This is a genomic window from Micromonospora sp. NPDC051300 (assembly GCF_044455315.1).
In the GTDB taxonomy this organism is placed as follows: domain Bacteria; phylum Actinomycetota; class Actinomycetes; order Mycobacteriales; family Micromonosporaceae; genus Micromonospora; species Micromonospora robiginosa.
The window spans coordinates 34,093-56,243 of sequence record NZ_JBITEP010000021.1 but is presented as its reverse complement, the minus strand read 5'-3'; the positions used below and the strand labels follow the sequence as shown (position 1 = coordinate 56,243).

The window sequence follows — 22,151 nt, the reverse complement described above, 5'->3', positions numbered from 1 at the left end:
GGCTCCGTCGTGCGCGGCCAGAAAGAACAGCAGGCATGAAACGTCGCGATCGGGGTAACTGCCGGCGCAGCACGCACCCACCCGAGGGGAGCACAGGCATGGGCAGCGGCCTACGGTTGAACATGAACGCCCTGGACTACCTGATCCTGGCGCTCTACTTCGTCACGGTGCTCGGGGTCGGTTTCGCCGCCCGCCGCGCCATCAAGACCAGCGTCGACTTCTTCCTCTCCGGCCGTTCGCTGCCCGCCTGGGTCACCGGCCTGGCGTTCGTCTCGGCCAACCTGGGCGCGCTGGAGATCATCGGCATGGCCGCCAACGGCGCCCAGTACGGCATCATGACAGTGCACTACTACTGGATCGGCGCGGTGCCGGCGATGGTCTTCCTCGGCATCGTGATGATGCCGTTCTACTACGGCTCGAAGGTCCGCAGCGTTCCCGAATACCTGCGGCTGCGCTTCAACCGCCCCACCCACCTGCTGAACGCGATCAGCTTCGCGGTCGCCCAGGTGCTGATCGCCGGCGTGAACCTCTACGCGCTGGCGCTGATCATGCAGGCGCTGCTGGGCTGGCCGCTCTGGGTGGCGATCGTGGTCGGGGCGGCGATCGTGCTGGCGTACATCACCGTCGGCGGCCTCTCCGGCGCGATCTACAACGAGGTGCTCCAGTTCTTCGTGATCATCGCCGGCCTGGTGCCGATCACGGTGATCGGCCTGGTCAAGGTCGGCGGCGTGAGCGGGCTGATGGACGCGGTGCGGGAGTCCAAGCTCGGCGAGGCCGGCCTGCACGCCTGGCAGGGCACCGGCAGCACCGACAACCCGCTGGGCGCGCACTGGCTGGGCATCGTCTTCGGCCTCGGGTTCGTGCTCTCGTTCGGCTACTGGACCACCAACTTCGCGGAGGTGCAGCGCGCGCTCTCCGCGCGGAACATGAGCGCCGCCCGGCGTACGCCGATCATCGGGGCGTACCCGAAGCTGCTCATCCCGGTGGTGACCGTGATCCCCGGTCTGATCGCCCTGATCACGGTCAAGGGGTTGGGCGCCGAGAAGGGCGACCTGGTCTACAACAACGCCATCCCGCTGCTCATGCGGGACCTGCTGCCCAACGGCGTGCTCGGCATCGCGGTCACCGGCCTGGTCGCCTCGTTCATGGCCGGCATGGCGGCGAACGTCAGCGGCTTCAACACCGTCTTCACGTACGACATCTGGCAGGCCTACTTCCGGCGGGACCGGCCGGACGAGTACTACGTGCGGATCGGCCGGATCGCCACCGTGGTCGCCGTGGTGGTGGGCATCGGCACCGCGTTCATCGCGGCCGGCTTCAGCAACATCATGAACTACATCCAGGCGCTCTTCTCGGTCTTCAACGCGCCGCTCTTCGGCACGTTCATCATCGGCATGTTCTGGCGGCGGATGAGCGCGCTGGCCGGCTTCTGGTCGCTGCTCTCCGGCACCGTGGTGGCGATCGCCACCTACCTGCTCTACAAGACCGGCGTGATCAGCTTCAACTCCGACCTGGAGGAGAGCTTCTGGGGCGCCGGCCTGGCCTTCGTCACCGTCGCGGTGGTGGCCGCGGTCATCACGCCGCTGACCCGGCCGAAGACCGACAGCGAGCTGACCGGCCTGGTGTACGGCCTCAGCGACACCACCCTGAAGGACGACTCGCTGGCCGGCGACGCCGCCTGGTACCGCTCGCCGGTGCTGCTCGGCGTGGTCGCGGTGGTGCTCGCCGCCCTCTTCTACATCCCGGTCTTCTGAGGAAGGGACCCAGGTCATGGCAGACAACGCGGACCGCTACCAGGACGGCGAGGCGCACGACCCGCTGGTCGACGAGACCGAGGACGCCCGGGAGGCGAGTTCGGCCGCGGCCCGGCTGTTCGACATCAGGCGGGTGATCGGCGGGCTGTTCGTCGCGTACGGGCTGATCGTCGGGCTGATGGGGCTCTTCGACTCGTCCGCCGAGATCGACAAGGCGCAGGGCGTCCGGATCAACCTGTGGGCGGGCGCGGTGATGCTGGTCTTCGGGCTGCTCATGCTGCTCTGGCAGCGGCTGCGGCCGACGGAGGCGCCGGTGGCGCGGTCCGACGAGTCCTGACCCGGCATGGCCGGCCCGGCAGGGGGTACGCCGGGGGGATCAGGCATGGGGACAGGAGGCAGCAGCATGACCGATCGTGACCCCGGACGACCGCTGGAGGAGACCCCCGAGGTGGCCGCGGCGGTGGACGACGACAGCACGGTGTCGCAGCTACGTGCCGGCGGCGCCGACCCGGACAACCCCACGTTCGCCGAGCCGGACGGCGCGGTGGCCGACACCGGGTCGCCGGACCTCCTCGGCGACCCGTACGCGGCCGGCACCGGCGCGACCGGCACCGGCACCGGCGCGGGCGGCGACAACATCCGTACCGGCGCCGAGCAGCCCTGGGAGCCGGAGGACCTGGTGCGGGCCCGTGGTCAGGACGTGACCCCGGAGAACCTGGAGCGGGCCCGTCGGGACCTGGCCGAGCTGGGCCGCGCGGCGATCGAGAAGACGGTGCCCTGACCCGGGGACGGGCGGGGGCCCCTGGTCGACGTGGGCGTCGACCAGGGGCCCGGGGAAACCCGCGCGGCGGTGCCTCACTCCCGCCGCGGCGGGTGGTCCGACCGCGACTCAGAGCGCCGGGTAGGCGTTCTGCATCAGCTGCGCGAACTGAGCCGCGAACCACGCGCCGGAGATCGGCGCGTCCGGCAGGGCGCCGGACAGGCTGTTCCCGTTGCGGGCGTTGCCGGTGTACGTCGGGTCGCACATCCGGTCGAAGCCCTTGCCCTCGTTGTTCGGGATCTCCTTGCTGGAGCCGTCCGACTCACCCGGGGGCTTCACCCAGACGTAGGCGTCGATGCCCGGCTCCGGGTTGGCCTTCGGCCGCTCGCCGAGGCCCGCGCCGGCCTGGTTGCACCAGTTGCCGGCGTGGATCCGACGGTCCACCCGACCACCGTTGACGTAGGCGTCGACCGAGGTCAGCGGGCCGGGACCGGTCGGACGCGCCGAGCCGCCCCAACCGTTGCGGGAGGTGTCGATCAGCATGCCGATGTTGCTGTCGAAGCCGATCGAGACCAGCTTCTGTCGGAACGCCTGGGCGAAGGACAGCTCGTCGACGTACTGGTTCCAGTCGATCCACTTGGCCTGCCGCACGGTCTGGCCGTTCACCGAGTCGGTGATCTTGATGTACGGCTCCTTGAGCGCGGAGTAGTTCGCCGTGTTGACGATGAAGCCGTGCACGTTGCGCACGGTGCTGCCGGAGGCGACGGCGGCGGCCTTGAGCTGGTCGGCGACCGGGCCGAAGTTGCTGTCCCAGCCGATCCAGCCGTGGTGCGCGGCGTCGATGTAGTTGTAGACGTTGCCGATCGCGCCGAGCTTGGCGAGGGCGTAGCCCACGCCGTTGACGTACGCCCCGTTGGCCTTGACCGTGTCGCACATCGCGGTGCCGCCCGGCTGACCCGAGGTGTTGGTGGTCAGGTTGGGCAGCGAGTCGATCTCGATGATGTTGACGATCCGCAGGTTCTTGTACTTCGCGTCGGCCTGGATCGCGGCGATCGGGTCGATGTACTCGGACTTGTAGCGCGGCAGCTCGTCCGGGCCCAGCTCACCGTTGGAGGCGAGCGCGGCACAGTCCCGGCCGGGCAGGTTGTAGATCACGAACTGGATGTAGCCGGCGCCCTGGGCGAGCGCGGCGTCCAGGTGGTCACGGACGCCCATCGAGCCGTTGGAGCTGCTGCCCGTGGTGCCGTTGATGGCGGCGATCCGGTCCAGCCAGACCGCGGTCGGGTTGTTCGACACCCGGTTGCCGCCGGCCACCGACTCGGCCTTGGCCTTCCACTCCGGGTTCACGTAGCCCTTGACCCCGGCGTACGGGTTGTCGACCTTCTGCCCCGGCGGGGTGCTGGTCGGCGGCGTGCTGGTGGGCGGGGTGCTGGTGGGGGGCGTGCTCGTCGGCGGGGTGCTCGTCGGCGGCGTGCTGGTCGGCGGGGTGCTGGTGGGCGGCGTGCCGCCGTTGCAGACCGTGCCGTTGAGGGTGAACTGGGTCGGCTTCGGGTTGCTGCCGCTCCAGGCGCCGTTGAACCCGATGCTGGTGCTGGCGCCGGTGCCCAGCGAGCCGTTGTAGGACTCGTTCTGCGCGGTGACGTTCTGGCCGCTCTGGGTCCACTTCGCCGACCAGCCCTGCTGCACGCGCTGGCTGCTGTTCCCGAAGGTGAAGCCGAGGTTCCACGAGCTGACCGGGTCACCGAGGTTCTTGATGACCACGGTGGCGGTGAAGCCGCCGGCCCAGTCGTTGGTGGTGTAGTCCACGCTGCACTGCGTCGCGGCCTGCGCCGCGGTGACCGGAAGGGTCACCAGCCCGCCGGCCACGAGGACGCCGGCGCCGGTGAGCGCGAGCGTCCGGCTCCGGCCGGACAGCCTTCTCCACAGATTCATGCCACTGATCTCCTTGGGCGAGACCGGATCCGCGTACGACCCGGCGGAATGGCGGCGGCGGTCGCCCTGCGGGATCGACCGTGCGCGCCACGGGTTGCTTCGGGGGACGCCCGACCCGGACGGGCGTGCAGGGGGTGGTGGTGCCGACCGGTCCGCAGGACCGGCCGTTGGAGCGGACGTCGTCCGGTGGGTACCGGTTGCCCTCGACGCCTGAGCTCGCGGTGTGGCTCCCCGAACCGCGTGCAGCGATTCTTGCATGGGAGCGCTTCCATGGCAATGGCTCGATGTGCCTCACGCCGACCCTACCTCGCATCGTGGCCCCACCCGGCGCACCGCGATCGCCGGGGGCACAGACGGGGCGCGGCGGCGCTCCGCACGCGCGAAAGCCACATCATCGGCAAACTCCTAAAAACGAATCTTTCCCCGAATAGCTCGCGAATAGGTCTAACGTCGGCGGTAGCTCGACTGACGTCGGGCTCAGGACGAACAGGGATGGAGTGACGCTGCTCATGGCTAAGAAGATGCTCGGGAAGGTCGTCGCGGGTGCCGCCCTCGGCGGTGCGGGCCTTCTCGTGTTCACCCCAGGGATGGCCTACGCGGGCGGGCACGACGACGAGGGCAAGGTCATCGCCAAGCCGCACGTGGTCAAGGCGGGCGACACCGTCGAACTGCTCCAGATCTGCTCCGAGCCGCAGGAGCACGCCTACGTCTGGTCGAAGGTCACCGGCAAGGTCGACCTGCACCCGGCCCGCGACGGCGAGCACGGTGACTGGGCCGACGGCGCCGACTGGACCGACCGTGGTGGTGACTGGGGGCAGGACGCCGACCAGGGCCCCGACGGCAAGGACGCCCACGGCGACGACCACGGCAAGGGCCCGGACGGCAAGGACGACCAGGGCAAGGACGAGCACGGCAAGGGCCCCGAGGGCGGCAAGGCCCCCGAGGGCAAGGGCGACCAGGGCAAGGACGGGCACGGACCGGGCGAGGCGGGGATGCCGCAGCCTCCGGCCGACGCGCCGCAGCCGGGCGGCACGGGCGCCGGCGCGGCCGCCGACGCCCCCGGTCAGGTCCCGGAGGAGTACAGCCAGGCCGCCGAGCCGGGCTGGGACGCCGCGAACTGGGCCGACGACGAACACGGCAAGGACGGCAAGGACGGGCACGGCCCGGACGACAAGGACGGGCACGGCAAGGCCCCCGAGGCCAAGGACGAGCACGGCAGGGGTCCCGAGGCCAAGGACGAGCACGGCAAGGACGGCAAGGACGAGCACGGCGCCGAGTGGCAGGGCGGCGACGCCTGGCAGGGCGGCGACGAGCACGGCTCCGGTGACGAGGCCGGCTGGGAGCACGGGAAGGACTTCGTCTACTACGGCGAGGCCCGGGTCTCCGAGGACGTCCACCCGGGGCGGTACGAGCTGCGGGGCTCCTGCGGCGAGGGCGAGCTGGTGGTCCTCCCGCACGGTGGGGTCGACGGCGGTGACGGCGGGACGGCCACCACCGGCCTGGACCGCGGTCTCGCCACCGGGGGCGCCGGCATGATCGGTGCCGCCGCGCTGGGTGGGCTGGTGCTGCTGCGCCGGCGGCGGGCCGGTGACCTGGCCTGACCGGACGACGAACCGGGCCGGCGGCCGTCGCGGGAGACCGTGGCGTGCCGCCGGCGCGGCGCTCGTCGTCCTGCTCGCCATGGTGGGCTCCGGCCTGGTCGGCGCGTCCGTGCGCACCGTCGAGCCGCCCACCCCGCCGCAGCCGATCGCGCAGGCCGCTCCGGAGAACGCGGCGGAGACCACCGACCCGGACGCCGGGGCCGGGTCCGCCACGCCGTGGGACCTCCCGTCGCCCACCGCCGCCGGCGCGCCGGCGGTGCCGCCGGACGGCGCGTGGATCCCGCCGGCGGGCGCCACCGGCACCCCCGCCCCCGCCCCACCGGGGACGTCGACCGTGCCGGGCACGCCGCCCGGCGTCGTGCCGCCGGCACCGGCCGGGACCGCGCCGGCGGGCGTGCCGGCCGGGCTGCCCCGGTCGGCGCCCACCACCATCACGATCCCCCGGATCGGGGTACGCGCCGAGATCATGACGCTCGGCACCAACCCGGACGGCACGGTGCAGGTGCCGCCACTGGACCAGGCCATGAAGGCGGGCTGGTACTCGCCCGGCGCCAGCCCCGGCGAGGTCGGCAACGCGGTGGTGGTCGGGCACGTCGACTCCGCCAAGCTCGGCCCGGCGGTCTTCTTCAACCTCGGCGCGCTGGTGCGGGGCGACGTCATCACCGTCACCCGGCAGGACGGCTCGACCGCCACGTTCACCGTGGACGAGGTCCGGTCGTACCCGAAGACCGCGTTCCCGGCGGAGCAGGTCTACGGGCCGTCAGGCGTACCCGGCCTGCGCGTGGTCACCTGCGGCGGGGTGTTCGACCGGACCGCCGGCAGCTACCTGAACAACATCGTGGTCTACGCGCGGATGACCGCGTGACCCGTGGCCCGGCGGTCGATCGTCCGACCACCGGGCCACGCGCGCGCGACAACCGTCAGGCCGCCGCCGAGGTCCGGACCAGCGTACGGATCTGCCGCAGCAGCACCGACAACGCGGAGAGGTCGGCACGGGACTCGTCGAACTCCCCCATCGCCCGGTGCGCCCGGTGGATCGAGGTGGCGTTCGCCTGCTCCCACTCCTGCACCCGCTCCGCCGGCGGGAGGCTGTCCGAGGTGGACCCCAGCACCTCCGCGGTGAGCGCGGCCAGCGCGGCGTACAGGTCGTAGCGCAGCGCCATCCGGGCCAGCGTCTGCCAGCGGTCCTCCCGCGGCAGCAGGGAGATCTTCGACAGCAGCGCGTCCACCCGGAACCGGTCGGAGAGCACGAAGTAGACCGAGGCCACCTCGCTCACCTCCCGCCCGGTCGTCTGCGCCGTCTCGACGATGTCGAGCAGGCCGAAGCTGTACATCAGGCGGGTCGCCTGCACGGCCAGCTCACGCGGCAGCCCCTTGCCGACGAGCGACTCGATGTGCGCCGCGATCGCCTCCCGCTCGGTGCCCCAGAACAGGTGCTCCAGGTCCGGCATGAGCCGGGCCACGCCGTCCCGCAGCCGGGCGATCTCCGCCGGCACGTCGATCGGCGAACGCCTGTTGGTGACCAGCCAGCGCACCGCGCGGTCCAGCAGCCGCCGGGTGTCCAGGTAGACGGCGGTCTGCAGCTCGGGCGAGACCTTGTTGTCCAGCGCCCCGACCGCGTTCCACAGGTCGCCCAGCTCGAACACCTCACGGACCACCACGTACGCCCGCAGCACGTCCGCCGCCGAGGCGGCCGTCTCCTCGACCACCCGGAACACGAACGAGATGCCGCCCCGGTTGATCGCCTCGTTGACCAGCACCGTGGTGACGATGTCCCGGCGCAGTCGGTGCCGCCCCATCCGCTCGGCGAAGCGCTGCCGCAACGGGGTCGGGAAGTAGTTGACCAGGACGTCGGTCGTCCACTCCTCGTCCGCCAGCCCCTCGCTGACGATCTCCCGTTCCAGCACGATCTTCACGTACGCGAGCAGCACCGCGAACTCCGGCGCGGTCAGCCCGCTCTCGGTGCGGACCGCCAGCTCCTCGTCCGGCGGCAGCGCCTCCAGCGCCCGGTCCAGCGCGCCGGACCGCTCCAGCTCGCTGATCATCCGGCGGTGCACCGGGAGCAGCGACGCGGCCTGCGCCTGGGCGTTGTTGAGCGCCCGGGCCTGGTCGTAGTTGTCCCGCAGCACCAGCTCGGCGACCTCGTCGGTCATCTGGGCCAGCAGCTCGTCGCGCTCGGGCCGGTCCAGCTCCCCGTCGGCGACCGCCGTGTTGAGCAGGATCTTGATGTTCACCTCGTGGTCCGAGCAGTCCACCCCGGCCGCGTTGTCGATGAAGTCGGTGTAGATGCGGCCGCCGGTCGCGGCGTACTCGATCCGGCCCTGCTGGGTGAAGCCCAGGTTGCCGCCCTCGCCGACCACCCGGCACCGCAGGCCCTTGCCGTCCACCCGGATGGCGTCGTTGGACTTGTCCCCGACCTCGGCGTTGGTCTGCGTCGACGCCTTGACGTAGGTGCCGATGCCGCCGTTCCAGAACAGGTCCACCGGCGCGGTGACGATCGCCTTCATCAGCTCCTGCGGACTGAGCTGCGTGACGTCGTCGTCGAGGTCGAGCACCGCGCGCACCTGCGGCGTGATCGGCACCGATTTCGCGGTACGCGGGAAGATGCCGCCGCCGGCCGAGATCAGCTCCGGGTCGTAGTCCTCCCACGACGACCGGGGCATGTCGAACAGCCGCTTGCGCTCGTCCCAGGAGCGGGCCGCGTCCGGGTCCGGGTCCAGGAAGATGTGCCGGTGGTCGAACGCGGCCAGCAGCCGGATGTGCTTCGACAGCAGCATCCCGTTGCCGAACACGTCGCCGGACATGTCGCCGACGCCGACCACGGTGAAGTCCTCGGTCTGGGTGTCGTGCCCCAGCTCCCGGAAGTGCCGCTTCACCGACTCCCAGGCGCCGCGGGCGGTGATGCCCATCTTCTTGTGGTCGTAGCCGGCCGAGCCGCCGGAGGCGAAGGCGTCGCCCAGCCAGAAGTTGTGGGCGGTGGAGATCTCGTTGGCGATGTCGGAGAACGTCGCGGTGCCCTTGTCCGCCGCCACCACCAGGTAGGGGTCGTCGGCGTCGTGCCGGACCACGTCGTCGGGCGGCACGATCTCGCCGCTGACGATGTTGTCGGTGACGTCGAGCAGCGCGGAGATGAACTCCTTGTAGCAGACCACCGCCTCGTCCCGGTCGCCCGGCTTCTGCTTGAGCACGAAGCCGCCCTTGGCGCCGACCGGCACGATCACCGCGTTCTTCACCATCTGCGCCTTGACCAGGCCCAGCACCTCGGTGCGGAAGTCCTCGCGCCGGTCGGACCAGCGCAGGCCGCCCCGGGCCACCGGCCCGAACCGCAGGTGCACGCCCTCGAACCGGGGCGAGTAGACGAAGATCTCGAACTTGGGCCGCGGCGCCGGCAGGTCCGGGATCGCCTGCGGGTCCAGCTTGAACGCCACGTACGGCTTGGGCCGCCCGCCCACCGGCTTCTGGTAGAAGCTGGTGCGCAGCGTGGCCTGGATCAGCGTCAGGTAGGCCCGCAGGATGCGGTCCTGGTCGAGGCTGGCGACCTCGTCCAGCGACTCGCCGATCGCGTCGACCAGCTCGCCGCTGCGCTGCCGGCGCTCGTCGAGCGTGGTCGCGCCGGGCGCGAACCGGGTCTCGAAGAGCTGCACCAGCAGCCCGGCGATGCGCGGGTACGCGATGAACGTCTGCTCCATGTACTCCTGGGAGAACACGGTGCCGGCCTGCCGCAGGTACTTCGCGTACGCCCGCAGCACCACCACCTGTCGCCAGGTGAGCCCGGTGCGCAGCACCAGCTCGTTGAAGCCGTCCACCTCGGCCTCGCCCCGCCAGGCGGCGGCGAACGCGTTCTCCACGTGCGGCCGCACCTCGGCCAGGTCCTGGTGCCGCTCGGGCAGCTCCAGGCCGAAGTCGTAGAGCCAGATCCGGCCGTCGACGCGCTCCACCTCGTACGGGTGCTCGTCGACCACCTTCACGCCGAGCGAGTGCAGCACCGGCAGCACGGCCGAGAGCATCATCGGCTCGCCGTAGCGGTAGACCTTGAACCGCACGTCCATCGACTCGTCGGCGTCGTTCGCCCGGCCCGAGTAGGCGCGCGGGGCCAACTGCTTGCGGAACAGGTGCATCTCGAGCTGGCCGGGCTCCTCCAGCAGCTCCAGCTTGGCCAGGTCCTTCATCGCCTCGTACGGCGTGTGCCCGTCCTTGTAGCCCTCCGGGAACGCGTCGGCGTAGCGGCCGAACAGGTGCTTGGCCTGCTCGTCGCCGAGCTTGCGCTCCAGCACCAGCCGGTAGTCGTCGTCCCAGAGCCGGGTCGCGTCGGCCAGCTCCTCGGCCAGCAGGTCGGCGTCGATCTCGCCGGGCGGGTTGTTCGGGTCGGTGCGGACGATGAAGTGCACCCGGGCCAGCATCGACTCGGTGACCCGGGTGGTGTAGTCGACCCCGACGCCGTTCAGCTCGCGCAGCAGGATGTCCTGCATGCGCAGCCGGTTCTGCGTGGTGAACCGGTCCCGGGGCAGGTAGATCAGGCAGGAGATGAACCGCCCGTACGCGTCCCGGCGCAGGAAGACCCGGAGCTGCCGGCGGCCGGCCATGCGCAGCACGCCGATCACCGCGTGGTAGAGGTCGTCGGTCTTGATCTGGAACAGCTCGTCGCGCGGGTAGGTCTCCAGGATCTGCAGCAGGTCCTTGCCGGAGTGGCTGCGCAGGCTCAGGCCGGAGCGGTCCAGCACCTCGGCGACCTTGCGGCGGACCACCGGCAGCTCCTGCACGCTGGTCCGGTAGGCGGCGGTGGAGAACAGGCCCAGGAAGCGACGCTCCCCGACCACCTGGCCGGCCTCGTTGAAGATCTTGAAGCCGATGTAGTCGAGGTAGGCCGACCGGTGCACGGTGGCCCGGGAGTTGGCCTTGGTGATGATGAGCAGGCGCTTCTCCAGCACCCGCTCGTGCGCCTCGGGCGTCATCGAGTTGAGCGACCGCGCCTCCGGCGAGTCGGACCGCAGGATGCCCAGCCCGGTGCCGAGGACCGCCTCCAGCGCCTGCCCGCCGTCCACCCCGTCCGTGTCGACCAGCCGGTACTCCCGGTAGCCGAGGAACGTGAAGTGGTCGTGCGCGAGCCAGCGCAGCAGCTCCACCGAGTCGGTGATGTCCTTCTCCGGCACCGGCGGGCGGCTGTCCGAGGTGCGCGCGGCGGCCAGCTCGTCGGCGAGCGCCAGCGCCCGCTGCCGCATCTTGGGCCAGTCCTCCACGGCCTCGCGCACGTCGGTCAGCACCCGCTGCAACTCGCGGCGCACCGTCTCCCGCTCGGCCGGGTCGCGGACCGGGTCGATCTCGATCCGCATCCAGCTCTCGACCAGGTCGCCGGCGATCGCGTCGTCCGGCTCCACGTCGGCGGAGACCTCGGTGAGCCGGCCCAGCGGCTCACGCCGGACCACCACCAGCGGGTGCACCAGCAGGTGCACGTCGAGGTGCCGGGAGTTCAGCAGCGCGGTGACCGAGTCGACCAGGAACGGCATGTCGTCGGTGACGATCTCGACGACGGTGTGGTGCTGCTCCGCGTCCGGCTCGTGGATCCGGAGCTTCAGCTCCCCCGGCACCCGTTGCTGGGCCAGGTCCCGGTGTGCCCGGGCCGCCTCCAGCATCTCCTCGGCGGTGAAGCCGATCAGTTCCTCGTCCGGCGCGAACCGCCAGAACCGGTCCACCAGCGTGGCCGCGTCGTGGTCGTCGCCGGCGAGCGCGACCGCCTGCGCGACCAGTCGCTCCGCGTTGGGTACGGGCTCGTCCAGCTCGGCGTCCTCGACGTCGTCGGCCAGCGCCTGCGCGGGCAGACCCAGGTCGTAGAGGGTGTCGATGCTGGAACCGGTCAGGCCGGTCACTCCTGTGTCGAGACGGCCGAAACCGTCCCCGTCGGTCGCCGAATCGAAGCTGTCATCGTCCCGGCTGGTGTCAGCCTGGAGATCGGGTCCCGGTTTGATCGCCGGACGCCGGTCCATCGGTGCCACTCCCCTCGACCCACCGCGTTGTGGGTCACTCTGCCGCCCAGCCTAGGCCCTGCCGTTGTGCCCCTCGGTCGGCGGACCACTGGCCGGACGTCCGGATCGGGACTGTGCCCTTTCACCTGTTGCGGGTGCGTGGTCGGCCGGTCGCGGAGTACCCCGACTGGCGATGTTCATCACACTGCCACACGCCCCTTCTCCGCCCGCCGCGGGCGGTGGCGGGGCCGTGGGGAGCCGCGTGCCGTACTAGCGTGCAGGTCAGCTACGCACCGGAGGGACCCCTTCATGCCCGTGTCGTACCCCGTCCACCCCCGTCGCCAATCCCGCCGCCGGTTGACCGCGGCGCTGGCCGCCGCCCTGCTGGCCGCCGGCGCGCTGACCGGGTGCTCGGGCGAGGACGGGCCGGAGCGCACCGTCGACGCCTTCCTCAGCGGCTGGCGCTCGGGCGACCTGCAGGCGGTCGGCTTCGTCGAGCCGACCGGCGGGCGGGTGCCGGCCGGCGAGGTGACCGAGCGGCTCCGGGCGCTCTCCGGCGAGCTGGCCGCCACCCCGCCGACGCTGGAACGCACCGGCGAGATCACGACCACCGGCGACATCGCCACCGCCCGGTTCCGGGTGACCTGGCCGCTGCCCGGCGGTGCCCGCTGGGCCTACGACAACCCGGTCCGCCTCAAGGGCGGGGGCGACGAGTGGCAGGTGATCTGGGAGCCGAGCCTGGTGCACGAGAAGCTGGAGGCCGACGACCACCTCGCGCTGCGTCGGGAGGTGGCGCCCCGGGCCGCGGTGCTCGACGCCGCCGGCAACCCGATCGTCGCGCCGCGCCCGGTGGTCCGGGTGCAGGTGGCGCCGGCCGAGGTCACCGACGCGCCGGGTCTGGTGCGCCGGCTCGACGCCGCGTTCAAGGCGATCCGGCCGGCGCTCGACCCGCCGGTCGACCTCGGCGACCTGCCGAAACGCCTGAAGGCGGCGGACCGGGACGCGGTCGTCGAGGTGGTGACGCTGCGCGACGAGGCCTACCGGCAGATCAAGCCGCGCATCTACGACCTGCCGGGCACCCGGTTCACGTCCGACAAGCTCCTGCTCGCCCCCACCCGGGAGTTCGCCCGGGCGCTGCTCGGCTCGGTCGACCCGGCCCAGGCCGACGACCTCCAGGCCCACCCGGACCGCTACGCCCGCGGCGACCTGGTCGGTCACGGCGGCCTCCAGGGCCGCTACGACGAGCGGTTGCGCGGCACCCCCGGCGTCACCGTGGTCACCGAACGCCCCGCCGCCGAGGGCACCTCCGAGCCGACCGGCACCGAGCTGTTCCGCAGCGACCCGAAGGCCGGGCAGCCGGTGCGGACCACGCTCGACGTGGCCACCCAGAACGCCGCCGACGCGGCGTTGCGGGGCGAGAAGCGACGGTCCGCCCTGGTCGCCGTGCGGGTCGGCGACGGCGCGGTGCTGGCGGCCGCGAACGGCCCCGGCGCGGCCGGCGAGAACCTCGCCTTCACCGCCCAGGTGCCGCCGGGCTCGACGTTCAAGATGGTCAGCGCGCTGCGTCTGCTGGACGCGGGCGCGGTGACCCCGCAGACCACGGTGGCCTGTCCGAAGACCGCCCAGGTCGACGGCCGGATCTTCAAGAACTCGGACAACTTCGAGCTGGGTGCGGTGCCGTTCGCCACCGACTTCGCCAAGTCCTGCAACACGGCCTTCACCTCCTTGGCGCCGCGACTCGGCCCGGACGGCCTCGCCCAGGCCGGCCGCGCGCTCGGGCTGGAGGCCGGCTGGGATCTGGGGGTGGACGCGTTCACCGGCAAGGTCTCCGCGAACGGCGGGCTCACCGAGCAGGCGGCGGCCGCGATCGGCCAGGGCACCACAGTGGTCAGCCCGCTGGCCATGGCCGGCGCCACCGCTGCTGTCGCCCGGGGCCGGTTCGAGCAGCCCACGCTGTTGCTCGACCCGGCGCCGGCCAAGCCCGCCCCGGCCGGCCCGGCGCTCAGGCCGGAGTCGGTGGCGGCGCTGAAGACCCTGATGCGCCAGGTCGTCACCGGCGGCACCGGGGCCGCGCTGGCGGACGTGCCCGGCGACCCGGTGCACGGCAAGACCGGCACCGCCGAATACGACGACAACCCGGCGCACACCCACGCCTGGTTCGTGGGTTGGCAGGGCGACGTGGCCTTCGCCGTCTTCGTCGAGCAGGGCGGCTCCAGCACGGCCAGCGCGGTGCCGATCGCCGAGCGGTTCCTGCGCGGCCTCGCGCGCTGAGTCCGCCGGCCCGTCACGCACGGTGGCCGGATCGAGGGGCGGGCCGCCCGCTCGAAACCTGACGGAACGTCACCGGCACGGGCCGGGGCTCGGGCGGTCACCCGGTCCCACCGGCGGGACTGCGCCGGCCCGTCGCGGCCGCCGGTCACTCTCCGCAGAAACCGGCGGTAATTGCGCCGGCAAATCACCACGGTACGTGTAATCGACCGCCGACTAATCCGCGTTCTCTCCCGACCCGGACGCCCGACGGGTTTGCCCATTCGTGCGATCCTTACCAATGTCTGGCCACTGGATGATACGGCCGGTGACAGCAGCGGAAAGGGCGACGATGGTCCCTGACCTTTACGCGACGGCGGCCCAGGTGCTTCCGGTTCTCCTGCTCGCCCTGATCTGGGAGTCGCGTTTCCTGGAGCGGCTCGGCGAGCAGAACCGTCGGCTCCGGCGCGACGACCCGGGCGGCGTTCTCTTCTGGACCAGACCCCGGGTGCGGGCCTATTCCCTTTTCATCGTGACGACCATCGTGATCGGCACGGCGCTGTCCGTGCTGGCGCTGGCCGAGGTGCTGCCGGCCGGTCCGGTGCTGCGCGTTGCGGTGACGGTCTGCGTGCTCCTGGCGTTGGCCACCCTGTGCACCCGGGTGGTGGTGGACGTCGTGGCCGCCACCGCGTCCGAGCCGGATCCGCCCCGCACCCCGCGTACGCCGTCCCCCGCACCGGTGCCGAGTCCCCGGGAGGAACCGCGGTGAGCGCCGTCGACGTGGTCTTCGTGCACGGGCTCTTCTCCTCCCGTCGTGCCTGGGCGCAGATGGCGCGGCTGCTGGCCGACGACCCCGACCTGCCCTCGGTGCGGGTCCACTTCTTCGAGTACGACTCGACGGTCGTCCGGGTGCGACCCGACCGCCGCATCCCGGAGATGGACGACATCGCCGACCGCCTCGGCACCTACCTGGCCCACGAGGTGCGCGCCGCGACGCGGATCGTGCTGGTCTCGCACAGCCAGGGCGGCCTGGCGATCCAGCGGTACCTGGTGCGGACGCTGGCCCGCGGCGGCGGCCACGAGCTGGCGAGGATCCGGCGGGTCGCGATGTACGCCTGCCCCAATTCCGGTTCGCAGTTCCTCGGTTCCCTGCGGCGGATGACGTTTCGCTGCCGCAATCCCCAGGAACGGGAATTGCGCGCGCTGACGAAGGAGATCGCCGAGACCTATGCCGCCCTCCAACGCGGCGTCCTCCAGGCGCGGCAGGCCGGGCCGCACGAGTGGCCGCTGCCGATCTCCACGTACGCCGGAATGTCCGACAACATCGTCCCGCCCTACATCGCGAAAGGATCATTCACCGCGAGCGAGGTGGTGGAGGGCGACCACTTCTCGGTGATCCGCCCGACCACCCGCGACGATTCCCGCTACCTGGCGCTGCGCCAGGAGATCCGGGCCGCCGCGGCGGCCGACGACCCGCCCGGCGCCGACGAACCGGCGCCGGTCGACACCGCCACGCCCGCCACGCCGGTCCGGTCCGACGCCGGGGACCCGCCGACCGACCGGCCGGACCGGGCCGGACGCATCTCGATCAAGCCGCCGTTCGGCCGCCTGGACGCCCCGCTCTACGGGCGGGAGGAGCTGATCGAGGAGATCGTCTCCGGCGACCGGGACACCGCCGGCGAGACCGCGTCGGTGCACGTCCTGCACGGACTGCCCGGCTCCGGGAAGAGCTACCTGGCGCTGGAGATCGCCCGCCGCCGGAGCAACGCCGGCTGGCAGGTCTGGTGGGTCTCGGCCCAGCGCCTCAGCTCGACCATGCGCGAGGTGGCCAGCCGCCTCGGCGCCCCGAGCGGCCTGGTCGAACGGGCCTGGTCGGGCGACGCGAGCGCCACCGATCTGGTCTGGCGCTTCCTGGACAAGGCCGAGCACTGGGTGCTGGTCATCGACAACGCCGACGACCCGCGGCTGCTGGACCCGGTCGACGACGACCTCACCGACGGTCGCGGCTGGCTACGCCCGCCCCAGGACCCGGCGAACCTCGTCATCGTCACCAGCCGTGACGGCGACCGGAACACCTGGCCGGCCTGGTCCCGCCGGCACACCGTACGACCGCTCACCGACGCGGAGGGTGCGTTGGTGCTGCTGGACCGGGCCGGCGGCGCGGCCGGCAGCGCCGAGCAGGCCCGCGCCCTGTCGGCCGCCCTCGGCGGACTGCCGCTGTCGCTGCGCGCGGTGGGCGACTACCTGAAGTCGGTCCACACCACCCAGATCTACCAGGGCCGGCAGGTGCTCCGCGACTTCGAGAGCTACCGGGTCACCCTCCAGCAACGCCTCGAACTGCCGCCGGGCGCGCCGAAGCTCGACGAGCTGACCGGCCTCGGGGTCACCGCGCGGGTCTTCGACATCTCGCTGGAACTGCTCGCCCGGCGCGGTCTCACCCAGGCCGGCAACCTGCTGCGGGTGCTCGCCTGCCTGAGCGTCGGCCCGGTCCCCTACCACCGGCTGCTGGACCAGGAGGTCCTGAAACGGTCGCCGATCTTCTCCGAGTTCACCGCCCAGCAGCAGCTGACCGTCCTCGAAGGACTCGCCGACCTGTCCCTGCTCACCCCGGACGAACTGCCCGACGTGCGAATCGAGGACTTCCAGCACGTCCTCTCGCTGCACCCCCTGGTGCACGGCATCATGCGGGACGACCGGGAGCTGCGCCGGCAGGCCACCGAATACCAGGCGCTCTGCGCGCAACTGCTCACCGCCGCGGTCCGGGACCTCAACCCGGACGCCGCCGCCGACTGGGACGGCTGGTACCTGCTCGCCCCGCACGTCATCGGCCTGGCGCGGGACCACCTGCGGGGCAACGGCATCCGGTACGAGCGGCTGACCGTGCTGGCCGTGCTCGAACTGGTCCGGCTGACCGCGCGGTACCTCCTGGCCACCGGCCTGGCCCGCTCCGCCGAGGAGATGCTCGTCCCGGTGATCGAGAACTGCCCGGCGTACGGGATGGGCCCGGCCGACCTGGAGATCCTCGCGTTGCGGCACGAGCTGGCCCGGGCCGCGCTGGAGCAGCAACGACCCGCCGAGGCCGAGACGCTGCTCCGCGAGGTGATCGAGGGCCGGCGGGCGATGCTGACCGGTCAGCACGCCGACACGCTCGCCAGCCGGCACAAACTCGCCCGCGCCATCATGGCGTTGAACCGGTGGGGCGAGGCGGAGGAGGAACTGAGGTCGATCGTGACGGCCGAGGACAAGGTCCGCGGCCCGGAGCACTCCGACACTATGATCATCCGGCACACGCTGGCCCGGTCCGTGCTCCTGCAGGGCCGGGCCGCGGAGGCCGAGACGATGCTGCGGGAGATCCTCGCGATCCGGCTCCGGCACTGGGCGCCGGAGGAACCGGAGACGCTCCTGGTGCGGCACAGTCTCGCCCGGTCCCTGTTCGACCTCGGCCGGATCGACGAGGCGCGGGGGCAGCTCCGGACCGCGCTCGCCGGTGTCCGGCCGGACGACGCGGTCCGGCCGGAGGTGCTGCTGCTGCGCTGGACGCTCGCCCAGGTCCTGATCGAGGGAAACGACGTCGCCGCGGCCCGTGCGGTCCTCACCGACCTGCTCACCGACCGGGAACGGGCGATCGGCGAGCAGCATCCGGACACCGTCGCCACCCGCGAGACGCTCGCGCGCCTGGCCCCGTACGCGGCGCCCCGCCAGCCCGGCCCGGGCGAACCGATAGGGGCCGCGTAGACGGACTGGAGAACATGACGTCTGCTCGGTTAGACGGATTCCCGTCACACCCGCACGCAATGGCGTCGGTCGAATTCGTGACATCCTCCGAATGGCGGTTGTCCTCACGGCCGCGGCGTACCAATCTCTAGGGACAGGCTCGACGCAGGGGGGCCCGAATGTCGGTCGACGACCAGCCCGTGCCGGAACCGGTCGGCACCCACCAGGGGCGACCGCCGTCGTCCCCGGCCGAGGCGCTGCGGCAGATCGCCCGCGACATGGCCAAGGCCTATGAGGTCGCGTTGGAGGTCGATCCCCAGCTCTACTTCAGCGGCCGGACCCCGGCGGTGGTGAGCGCGCACACGGCGGCCGAGCGGGCATGAGCGCCGACGGCAGCCGGCTCTTCGTCGTCGACGCGTTCACCGACCAACCGTTCCGCGGTAATCCGGCGGGCGTCGTCATTCTCGACGAGAAGCGCGACGACGCGTGGATGCAGTCCGTGGCGAGCGAGATGCGGCATTCGGAAACCGCGTTCGCGCTGCCGGCCGAGAACGGTTGGTGGCACCTGCGCTGGTTCACCCCGACGGTCGAGGTCGACCTGTGCGGCCACGCGACGCTCGCCACCGCGCACGTGCTCGGCGGGCACAGCCGGTTCCGCACCCGCAGCGGCGACCTGACCTGCTCGGTCTCCCCGGAGGGGTGGATCGAGATGGACTTCCCGGCCGACCCGCCCGCCCCGGTCGACCCGCCGGACGAGCTCCGCCGGGCCCTCGGCCCCGACACGACAGTCGTCGCGGTCACCCGCGGGGTGTCCGACCTGCTCGTCGAGGTCGGCGGCCCGGACGACGTACGCTCCGCCCGGCCGGACCTGGCCGCGCTCGCCGCCATCCCGGTCCGCGGGGTCATCCTCACCGCCCACGACACGGCCCGGGACCGGATCGTCAGCCGGTGCTTCTATCCCGCGGTCGGCGTCCCGGAGGACCCGGTCACCGGTTCCGCCCACTGCACCATCGGCAGCTGGTGGGCCGAGCGCCTGGGCCGCGACGACCTGGTCGCCGAGCAGCACTCCCCACGCGGCGGCACGCTGCGGCTGTCCCGGCGCGGCGACCGGATGCGGCTCGGCGGCCGGGCGGTCACCGTCTGGCACGGCGAGATCTCGGTCTGACCGTGAAACACGCCGAGGAGCTGAACGCGGTCACCCTGGCCCAGCTCGCCGAGGGGACGCTGGACGCCATCTGGGTCCGCGGCTTCCACCCGCTGCCGGCCTGTCGGGTGGTGCTGCCCCGGGTGGTCAAGGCGTGCGAGCGGGCGCGCTACACCCTGACCGGCGACTTCCAGAGCATCGGCACCTCGATCGGCGAGGCGGCCGAGTCCCCCGCCCACGAACGGCGCTACCTGGAGACGGCCGCCGACACGCTCGCCCTGGTCCGCGAGGAGATCTTCGCCGGCCGACTGTCGCCCCTGGACGAGCTGCGGCTGCGGCTGGACGAGATGTGGCCGGCCGGCGCCACGGTGGCCCGGCACGACGGCCGGCTGATGCTCCCCGGCGTCATCCGCCGCTGGCCGGCCGGCGGGCACGCCAACCCGCACATCGACCAGCGGGCCATCCCGTTGCTCGCCGCACACGGGCTGCGCCGCCGGATCGGCACCAACGTCTACCTCGAGGTGCCGCCGCGCGGCAACGGCGGCCAGGTCGACTTCTGGTCGCTGTGGTCGGACGAGGGCACCTACGACGCCCGCCGCCGGACCGACTACGGCCTGGACCGGGAGCAGCTCGGCGAGCCGCACTGGTCCTGCGAACCCGGCCAGGGCGACCTGCTGATGTTCGACGCCGCACGGGTGCACGGCGTGCGCCGGGTGGCACAGGGCTCCCGGGTCACCGCCGCGTGCTTCGTCGGCGTCCGGGACGCCGACCGGCCACTCGTCCTGTTCGCCTGACCACCCGCGCCGCCCAGGCCGGGCCGCCGCTCAGGCCGGGCCGTCAGTGGCCGGCGGATCCTCACCGGACGGTGCGGTGTCCGCGTCGGGCACCGCGACGCGGCGGAGCAACCCGGGGCCGACGGCCGCACCGGGTTCCTCCGCGTCGGGCGCCGGCTGCCACGGCAGGACCGGCCCGCCCGGACGGGAGCCGTCGACGGCCTCGTCCCCGACCGCCGGCGGGCCGACCGGGTCGACCGCGACGGCGGGTACGGGCACCGAGCCACGCTCCGGGCGGCCGTTGCCCGTGCGGGGCACCGGCGTGACCGGGCCGGACGGCAGCAGCCGGGGCGGCAGGGCGCCCGGGGCGACGACCGGGGCGAGACCCGCCACCACGGTGTTGACGATCTCCGCCGCGTACGCGCCGTCCTGGTCGTAGTCGGGGTCGAAGACGGTCAGTTCGACGCCGAGACAGTGCGGGGTGTCCACCAGCCCGGCGAGCAGGATCTCCAGCTCGGCGAAGGCGATGCCGCCCGGGTCGGGCGCGTCGACGGCGGGCATCACCGCCGGGTCGAGCACGTCGACGTCGATGTGCACCCAGTAGCCGGCGCAGTCCACGAGTTGCTCGTGCGCCCACTGCGCGGTCCGGGCGGCGCCCTCGGCCCGCAGCGCCGGCACCGGCCGGGTGGTGATGCCGGCGGCCTGGAGGTCGAGCCGGTACTCGTCCTGCGCGCGGATGCCGAGCACCACCACGTCGACGTCGCGGAAGTAGGGCCGCCGCCCCTCGATCGCGGCCAGGTCGGGCTGCCCCCGGCCGGTGACCAGCGCCAGGTCCTCCCCGGCCGCCGCACCCACGTAGGAGGCGTTGCCGGGGTGCCGGAAGTCGGAGTGGCCGTCCACGAAGACCAGCCCGATCCGCCCGCCGACCGCCTCACCGAGCCGGTGCATGGCTAGCGCCGAGCCGAGCAGCACCGAGCAGTCCCCGCCGAGCACCAGCGGGAACTCGCCGCGGTCGATGATCGCGCCGATCCGGTCGGCGAGCGCCGCCGAGTACGCGGAGATCTCCGGCGCGTGGCAGACGCCGTCGCCGGGCCGCCAGTCGCCCGGGTCGTACCGCGGCGGGGTGAGACAGCCGGCGTCGCGGGCCCGCAGCCGGGCCAGCAGACCGTGGTCGCGCAGCGCGCCGGGCGCCTTGGCGCAGCCGGGCACGGAGCTGACCGTGGGCGGGCGCAGCCCGAGGTTCGTCGGCGCGTCGAGGACGGCGATCCGGCGCATCATGGGCTCCCGTCCTCGAAGGTCGGGCGGGCCGGCGGCGCGCCGGCCCGCACGGGCGTACGTCGGGTTCAGAACAAGGCGCTGGCCAGTGCGCGTCGGGCCGCGGCCACGGCGGGGTCGTCCGGGCCGGCGATGGTGAACAGGCTGATCAGGTGCTGGCGTGCCCTGTCCCGTTCCTCGCCGGCGGTCCGGCGGACCACGCCGACCAGCCGCTGGTAGGCCTGCTCGGCCAGGCCGCTGAGCACCTCGATGTCGGCGGCCAGCAACTGGGCGTCCACGTCGTCCGGGGAGGCGGCCGCGGCGTCGAGCGCGCCCTGCGGGTCCGCCCCGGCCACCCGGCGGGCCAACCCGACCTGCGCCAGCCCCGCCTCCGCCGCCGCGTCGGCCGGGGACTCGGCCAGGATCTTCCGGTATTCCGCCTCGGCGGCGTCGAGGTCGCCGCTCATCAGCGCGTCGTCGGCCGCGTCGAGCCGCGGGTCCTCCGGCTCGGCAACGGTGACGCCGGCGGCCTTGAGCACAGCCTGGAGCCACTTGCGCAGCTCCGACTCGGGCAGCACGCCGGGGAAGGCGTCGACCGGCCGGCCACCGACGATGGCGTACGTGGTGGGCAGCGCCTGGAGCTGGAACATCTGCGCGAGCCGGGGCTGCTGCTGCACGTCGACCCGGGCCAGGAGCCAGGCGCCGGCGCCCTCGGCGGCCAGCCGCTCCAGCACCGGGGCGAACTGGTCGCTCTCCGGGTAGCCGGCGGCGCCGAAGAAGACCACGACCGGTGTGCTGAGCGAGCGTTCGAGCACCTCGGACTGGATGTTCGCCTCGGTCACGTCGATCACCGCGGCCGAGCCGGCGGGACTGCCCGGCAGCCCGGCGGGCGGGCCGCCCTGAGACGGTGTGGCGGGAGGGGTGTCGGCCGGTGCGGGGGTGCGCAGCGCGCTGAGGTCGACCGCGCCGCGGGTGAAGATCGACGAGGTGATCCGTGGGTCGCTCATGGTTG

General features: G+C 72.7%; 15 protein-coding genes. 11 read left to right on the top strand and 4 right to left on the bottom strand.

Translation table 11 applies throughout. The annotated features are described in order from the left end of the window. Positions 1-98 precede the first annotated feature (98 nt). From ACIA5A_RS22045 to ACIA5A_RS22035, 3 genes are all read left to right on the top strand, one after another. Complete coding sequence (locus tag ACIA5A_RS22045; RefSeq protein WP_396765328.1) at positions 99-1,754, top strand: sodium:solute symporter family protein; 1,656 nt, start codon at positions 99-101, stop codon at positions 1,752-1,754. Positions 1,755-1,770: 16 nt separating this feature from the next. Then, entirely contained in the window at positions 1,771-2,091 is a 321-nt protein-coding gene (locus ACIA5A_RS22040) for a hypothetical protein (protein WP_181569988.1), read from the top strand. A gap of 66 nt (positions 2,092-2,157) precedes the next feature. Next, the gene (locus tag ACIA5A_RS22035; RefSeq protein ID WP_396765325.1) at positions 2,158-2,535 is read left to right on the top strand and encodes a hypothetical protein; all 378 of its coding nucleotides are present in this window, start codon (positions 2,158-2,160) and stop codon (positions 2,533-2,535) included. A 108-nt stretch (positions 2,536-2,643) separates the two neighbouring features. On the opposite strand, the gene ACIA5A_RS22030 is transcribed toward ACIA5A_RS22035, so the two are convergent. After that, complete coding sequence (locus ACIA5A_RS22030) at positions 2,644-4,446, bottom strand: glycoside hydrolase family 6 protein (protein ID WP_396765322.1); 1,803 nt, start codon at positions 4,444-4,446, stop codon at positions 2,644-2,646. A 509-nt stretch (positions 4,447-4,955) separates the two neighbouring features. Between ACIA5A_RS22030 and ACIA5A_RS22025 the strand changes: the two genes are divergently transcribed. Together ACIA5A_RS22025 and ACIA5A_RS22020 are read left to right on the top strand one after the other, a co-directional pair. Beyond that, a complete protein-coding gene (locus ACIA5A_RS22025) occupies positions 4,956-6,047 on the top strand; it encodes a hypothetical protein (protein WP_396765320.1) in 1,092 nt (363 codons plus the stop codon). Next, positions 6,034-6,912 (top strand): class F sortase, encoded by an 879-nt coding sequence (locus ACIA5A_RS22020; protein WP_396765317.1) that lies wholly within the window; start codon positions 6,034-6,036, stop codon positions 6,910-6,912. The genes ACIA5A_RS22025 and ACIA5A_RS22020 overlap by 14 nt, the downstream gene beginning before the upstream one ends. A 55-nt stretch (positions 6,913-6,967) precedes the next feature. Here the strand turns inward: ACIA5A_RS22020 and ACIA5A_RS22015 are convergent, their stop codons facing one another. Beyond that, positions 6,968-12,028, bottom strand: a complete 5,061-nt coding sequence (locus ACIA5A_RS22015) for an NAD-glutamate dehydrogenase (protein ID WP_396765314.1) — start codon at positions 12,026-12,028, stop codon at positions 6,968-6,970. Positions 12,029-12,316: 288 nt separating this feature from the next. Here ACIA5A_RS22015 and ACIA5A_RS22010 point away from each other — a divergent pair, with 288 nt between their 5' ends. The 6 genes from ACIA5A_RS22010 (at position 12,317) to ACIA5A_RS21985 (ending at position 19,906) form a co-directional block, all read left to right on the top strand. Further along, complete coding sequence (locus ACIA5A_RS22010) at positions 12,317-14,278, top strand: penicillin-binding transpeptidase domain-containing protein (protein WP_396765311.1); 1,962 nt, start codon at positions 12,317-12,319, stop codon at positions 14,276-14,278. A gap of 328 nt (positions 14,279-14,606) precedes the next feature. After that, on the top strand, positions 14,607-15,023 hold the full coding sequence (locus tag ACIA5A_RS22005) for a hypothetical protein (protein ID WP_396765308.1): 417 nt from the start codon (positions 14,607-14,609) through the stop codon (positions 15,021-15,023). Continuing rightward, a complete protein-coding gene (locus ACIA5A_RS22000; protein ID WP_396765305.1) occupies positions 15,020-17,989 on the top strand; it encodes an alpha/beta fold hydrolase in 2,970 nt (989 codons plus the stop codon). The genes ACIA5A_RS22005 and ACIA5A_RS22000 overlap by 4 nt, the downstream gene beginning before the upstream one ends. A gap of 158 nt (positions 17,990-18,147) precedes the next feature. After that, complete coding sequence (locus ACIA5A_RS21995; protein WP_396765303.1) at positions 18,148-18,351, top strand: hypothetical protein; 204 nt, start codon at positions 18,148-18,150, stop codon at positions 18,349-18,351. Next, positions 18,348-19,133: a PhzF family phenazine biosynthesis protein gene (locus tag ACIA5A_RS21990; RefSeq protein WP_396765300.1), complete on the top strand. Its 786-nt coding sequence runs from the start codon at positions 18,348-18,350 to the stop codon at positions 19,131-19,133. The genes ACIA5A_RS21995 and ACIA5A_RS21990 overlap by 4 nt, the downstream gene beginning before the upstream one ends. A 2-nt stretch (positions 19,134-19,135) precedes the next feature. Beyond that, on the top strand, positions 19,136-19,906 hold the full coding sequence (locus ACIA5A_RS21985; protein ID WP_396765297.1) for a 2OG-Fe(II) oxygenase: 771 nt from the start codon (positions 19,136-19,138) through the stop codon (positions 19,904-19,906). A 30-nt stretch (positions 19,907-19,936) separates the two neighbouring features. Here ACIA5A_RS21985 and ACIA5A_RS21980 read toward each other — a convergent pair whose 3' ends face one another. After that, positions 19,937-21,163 (bottom strand): arginase family protein, encoded by a 1,227-nt coding sequence (locus ACIA5A_RS21980; RefSeq protein WP_396765295.1) that lies wholly within the window; start codon positions 21,161-21,163, stop codon positions 19,937-19,939. Positions 21,164-21,228: 65 nt separating this feature from the next. Further along, entirely contained in the window at positions 21,229-22,146 is a 918-nt protein-coding gene (locus ACIA5A_RS21975; protein ID WP_396765292.1) for a tetratricopeptide repeat protein, read from the bottom strand. Positions 22,147-22,151 lie beyond the last annotated feature (5 nt).

Coding starts and splice junctions, on each gene's coding strand:
- ACIA5A_RS22045 (WP_396765328.1), top strand. CDS start 99: ATGGGCAGCGGCCTACGGTTGAACATGAACGCCCTGGACTACCTGATC.
- ACIA5A_RS22040 (WP_181569988.1), top strand. CDS start 1,771: ATGGCAGACAACGCGGACCGCTACCAGGACGGCGAGGCGCACGACCCG.
- ACIA5A_RS22035 (WP_396765325.1), top strand. CDS start 2,158: ATGACCGATCGTGACCCCGGACGACCGCTGGAGGAGACCCCCGAGGTG.
- ACIA5A_RS22030 (WP_396765322.1), bottom strand. CDS start 4,446: ATGAATCTGTGGAGAAGGCTGTCCGGCCGGAGCCGGACGCTCGCGCTC.
- ACIA5A_RS22025 (WP_396765320.1), top strand. CDS start 4,956: ATGGCTAAGAAGATGCTCGGGAAGGTCGTCGCGGGTGCCGCCCTCGGC.
- ACIA5A_RS22015 (WP_396765314.1), bottom strand. CDS start 12,028: ATGGACCGGCGTCCGGCGATCAAACCGGGACCCGATCTCCAGGCTGAC.
- ACIA5A_RS22010 (WP_396765311.1), top strand. CDS start 12,317: ATGCCCGTGTCGTACCCCGTCCACCCCCGTCGCCAATCCCGCCGCCGG.
- ACIA5A_RS22005 (WP_396765308.1), top strand. CDS start 14,607: ATGGTCCCTGACCTTTACGCGACGGCGGCCCAGGTGCTTCCGGTTCTC.
- ACIA5A_RS21995 (WP_396765303.1), top strand. CDS start 18,148: ATGTCGGTCGACGACCAGCCCGTGCCGGAACCGGTCGGCACCCACCAG.
- ACIA5A_RS21990 (WP_396765300.1), top strand. CDS start 18,348: ATGAGCGCCGACGGCAGCCGGCTCTTCGTCGTCGACGCGTTCACCGAC.
- ACIA5A_RS21980 (WP_396765295.1), bottom strand. CDS start 21,163: ATGATGCGCCGGATCGCCGTCCTCGACGCGCCGACGAACCTCGGGCTG.
- ACIA5A_RS21975 (WP_396765292.1), bottom strand. CDS start 22,146: ATGAGCGACCCACGGATCACCTCGTCGATCTTCACCCGCGGCGCGGTC.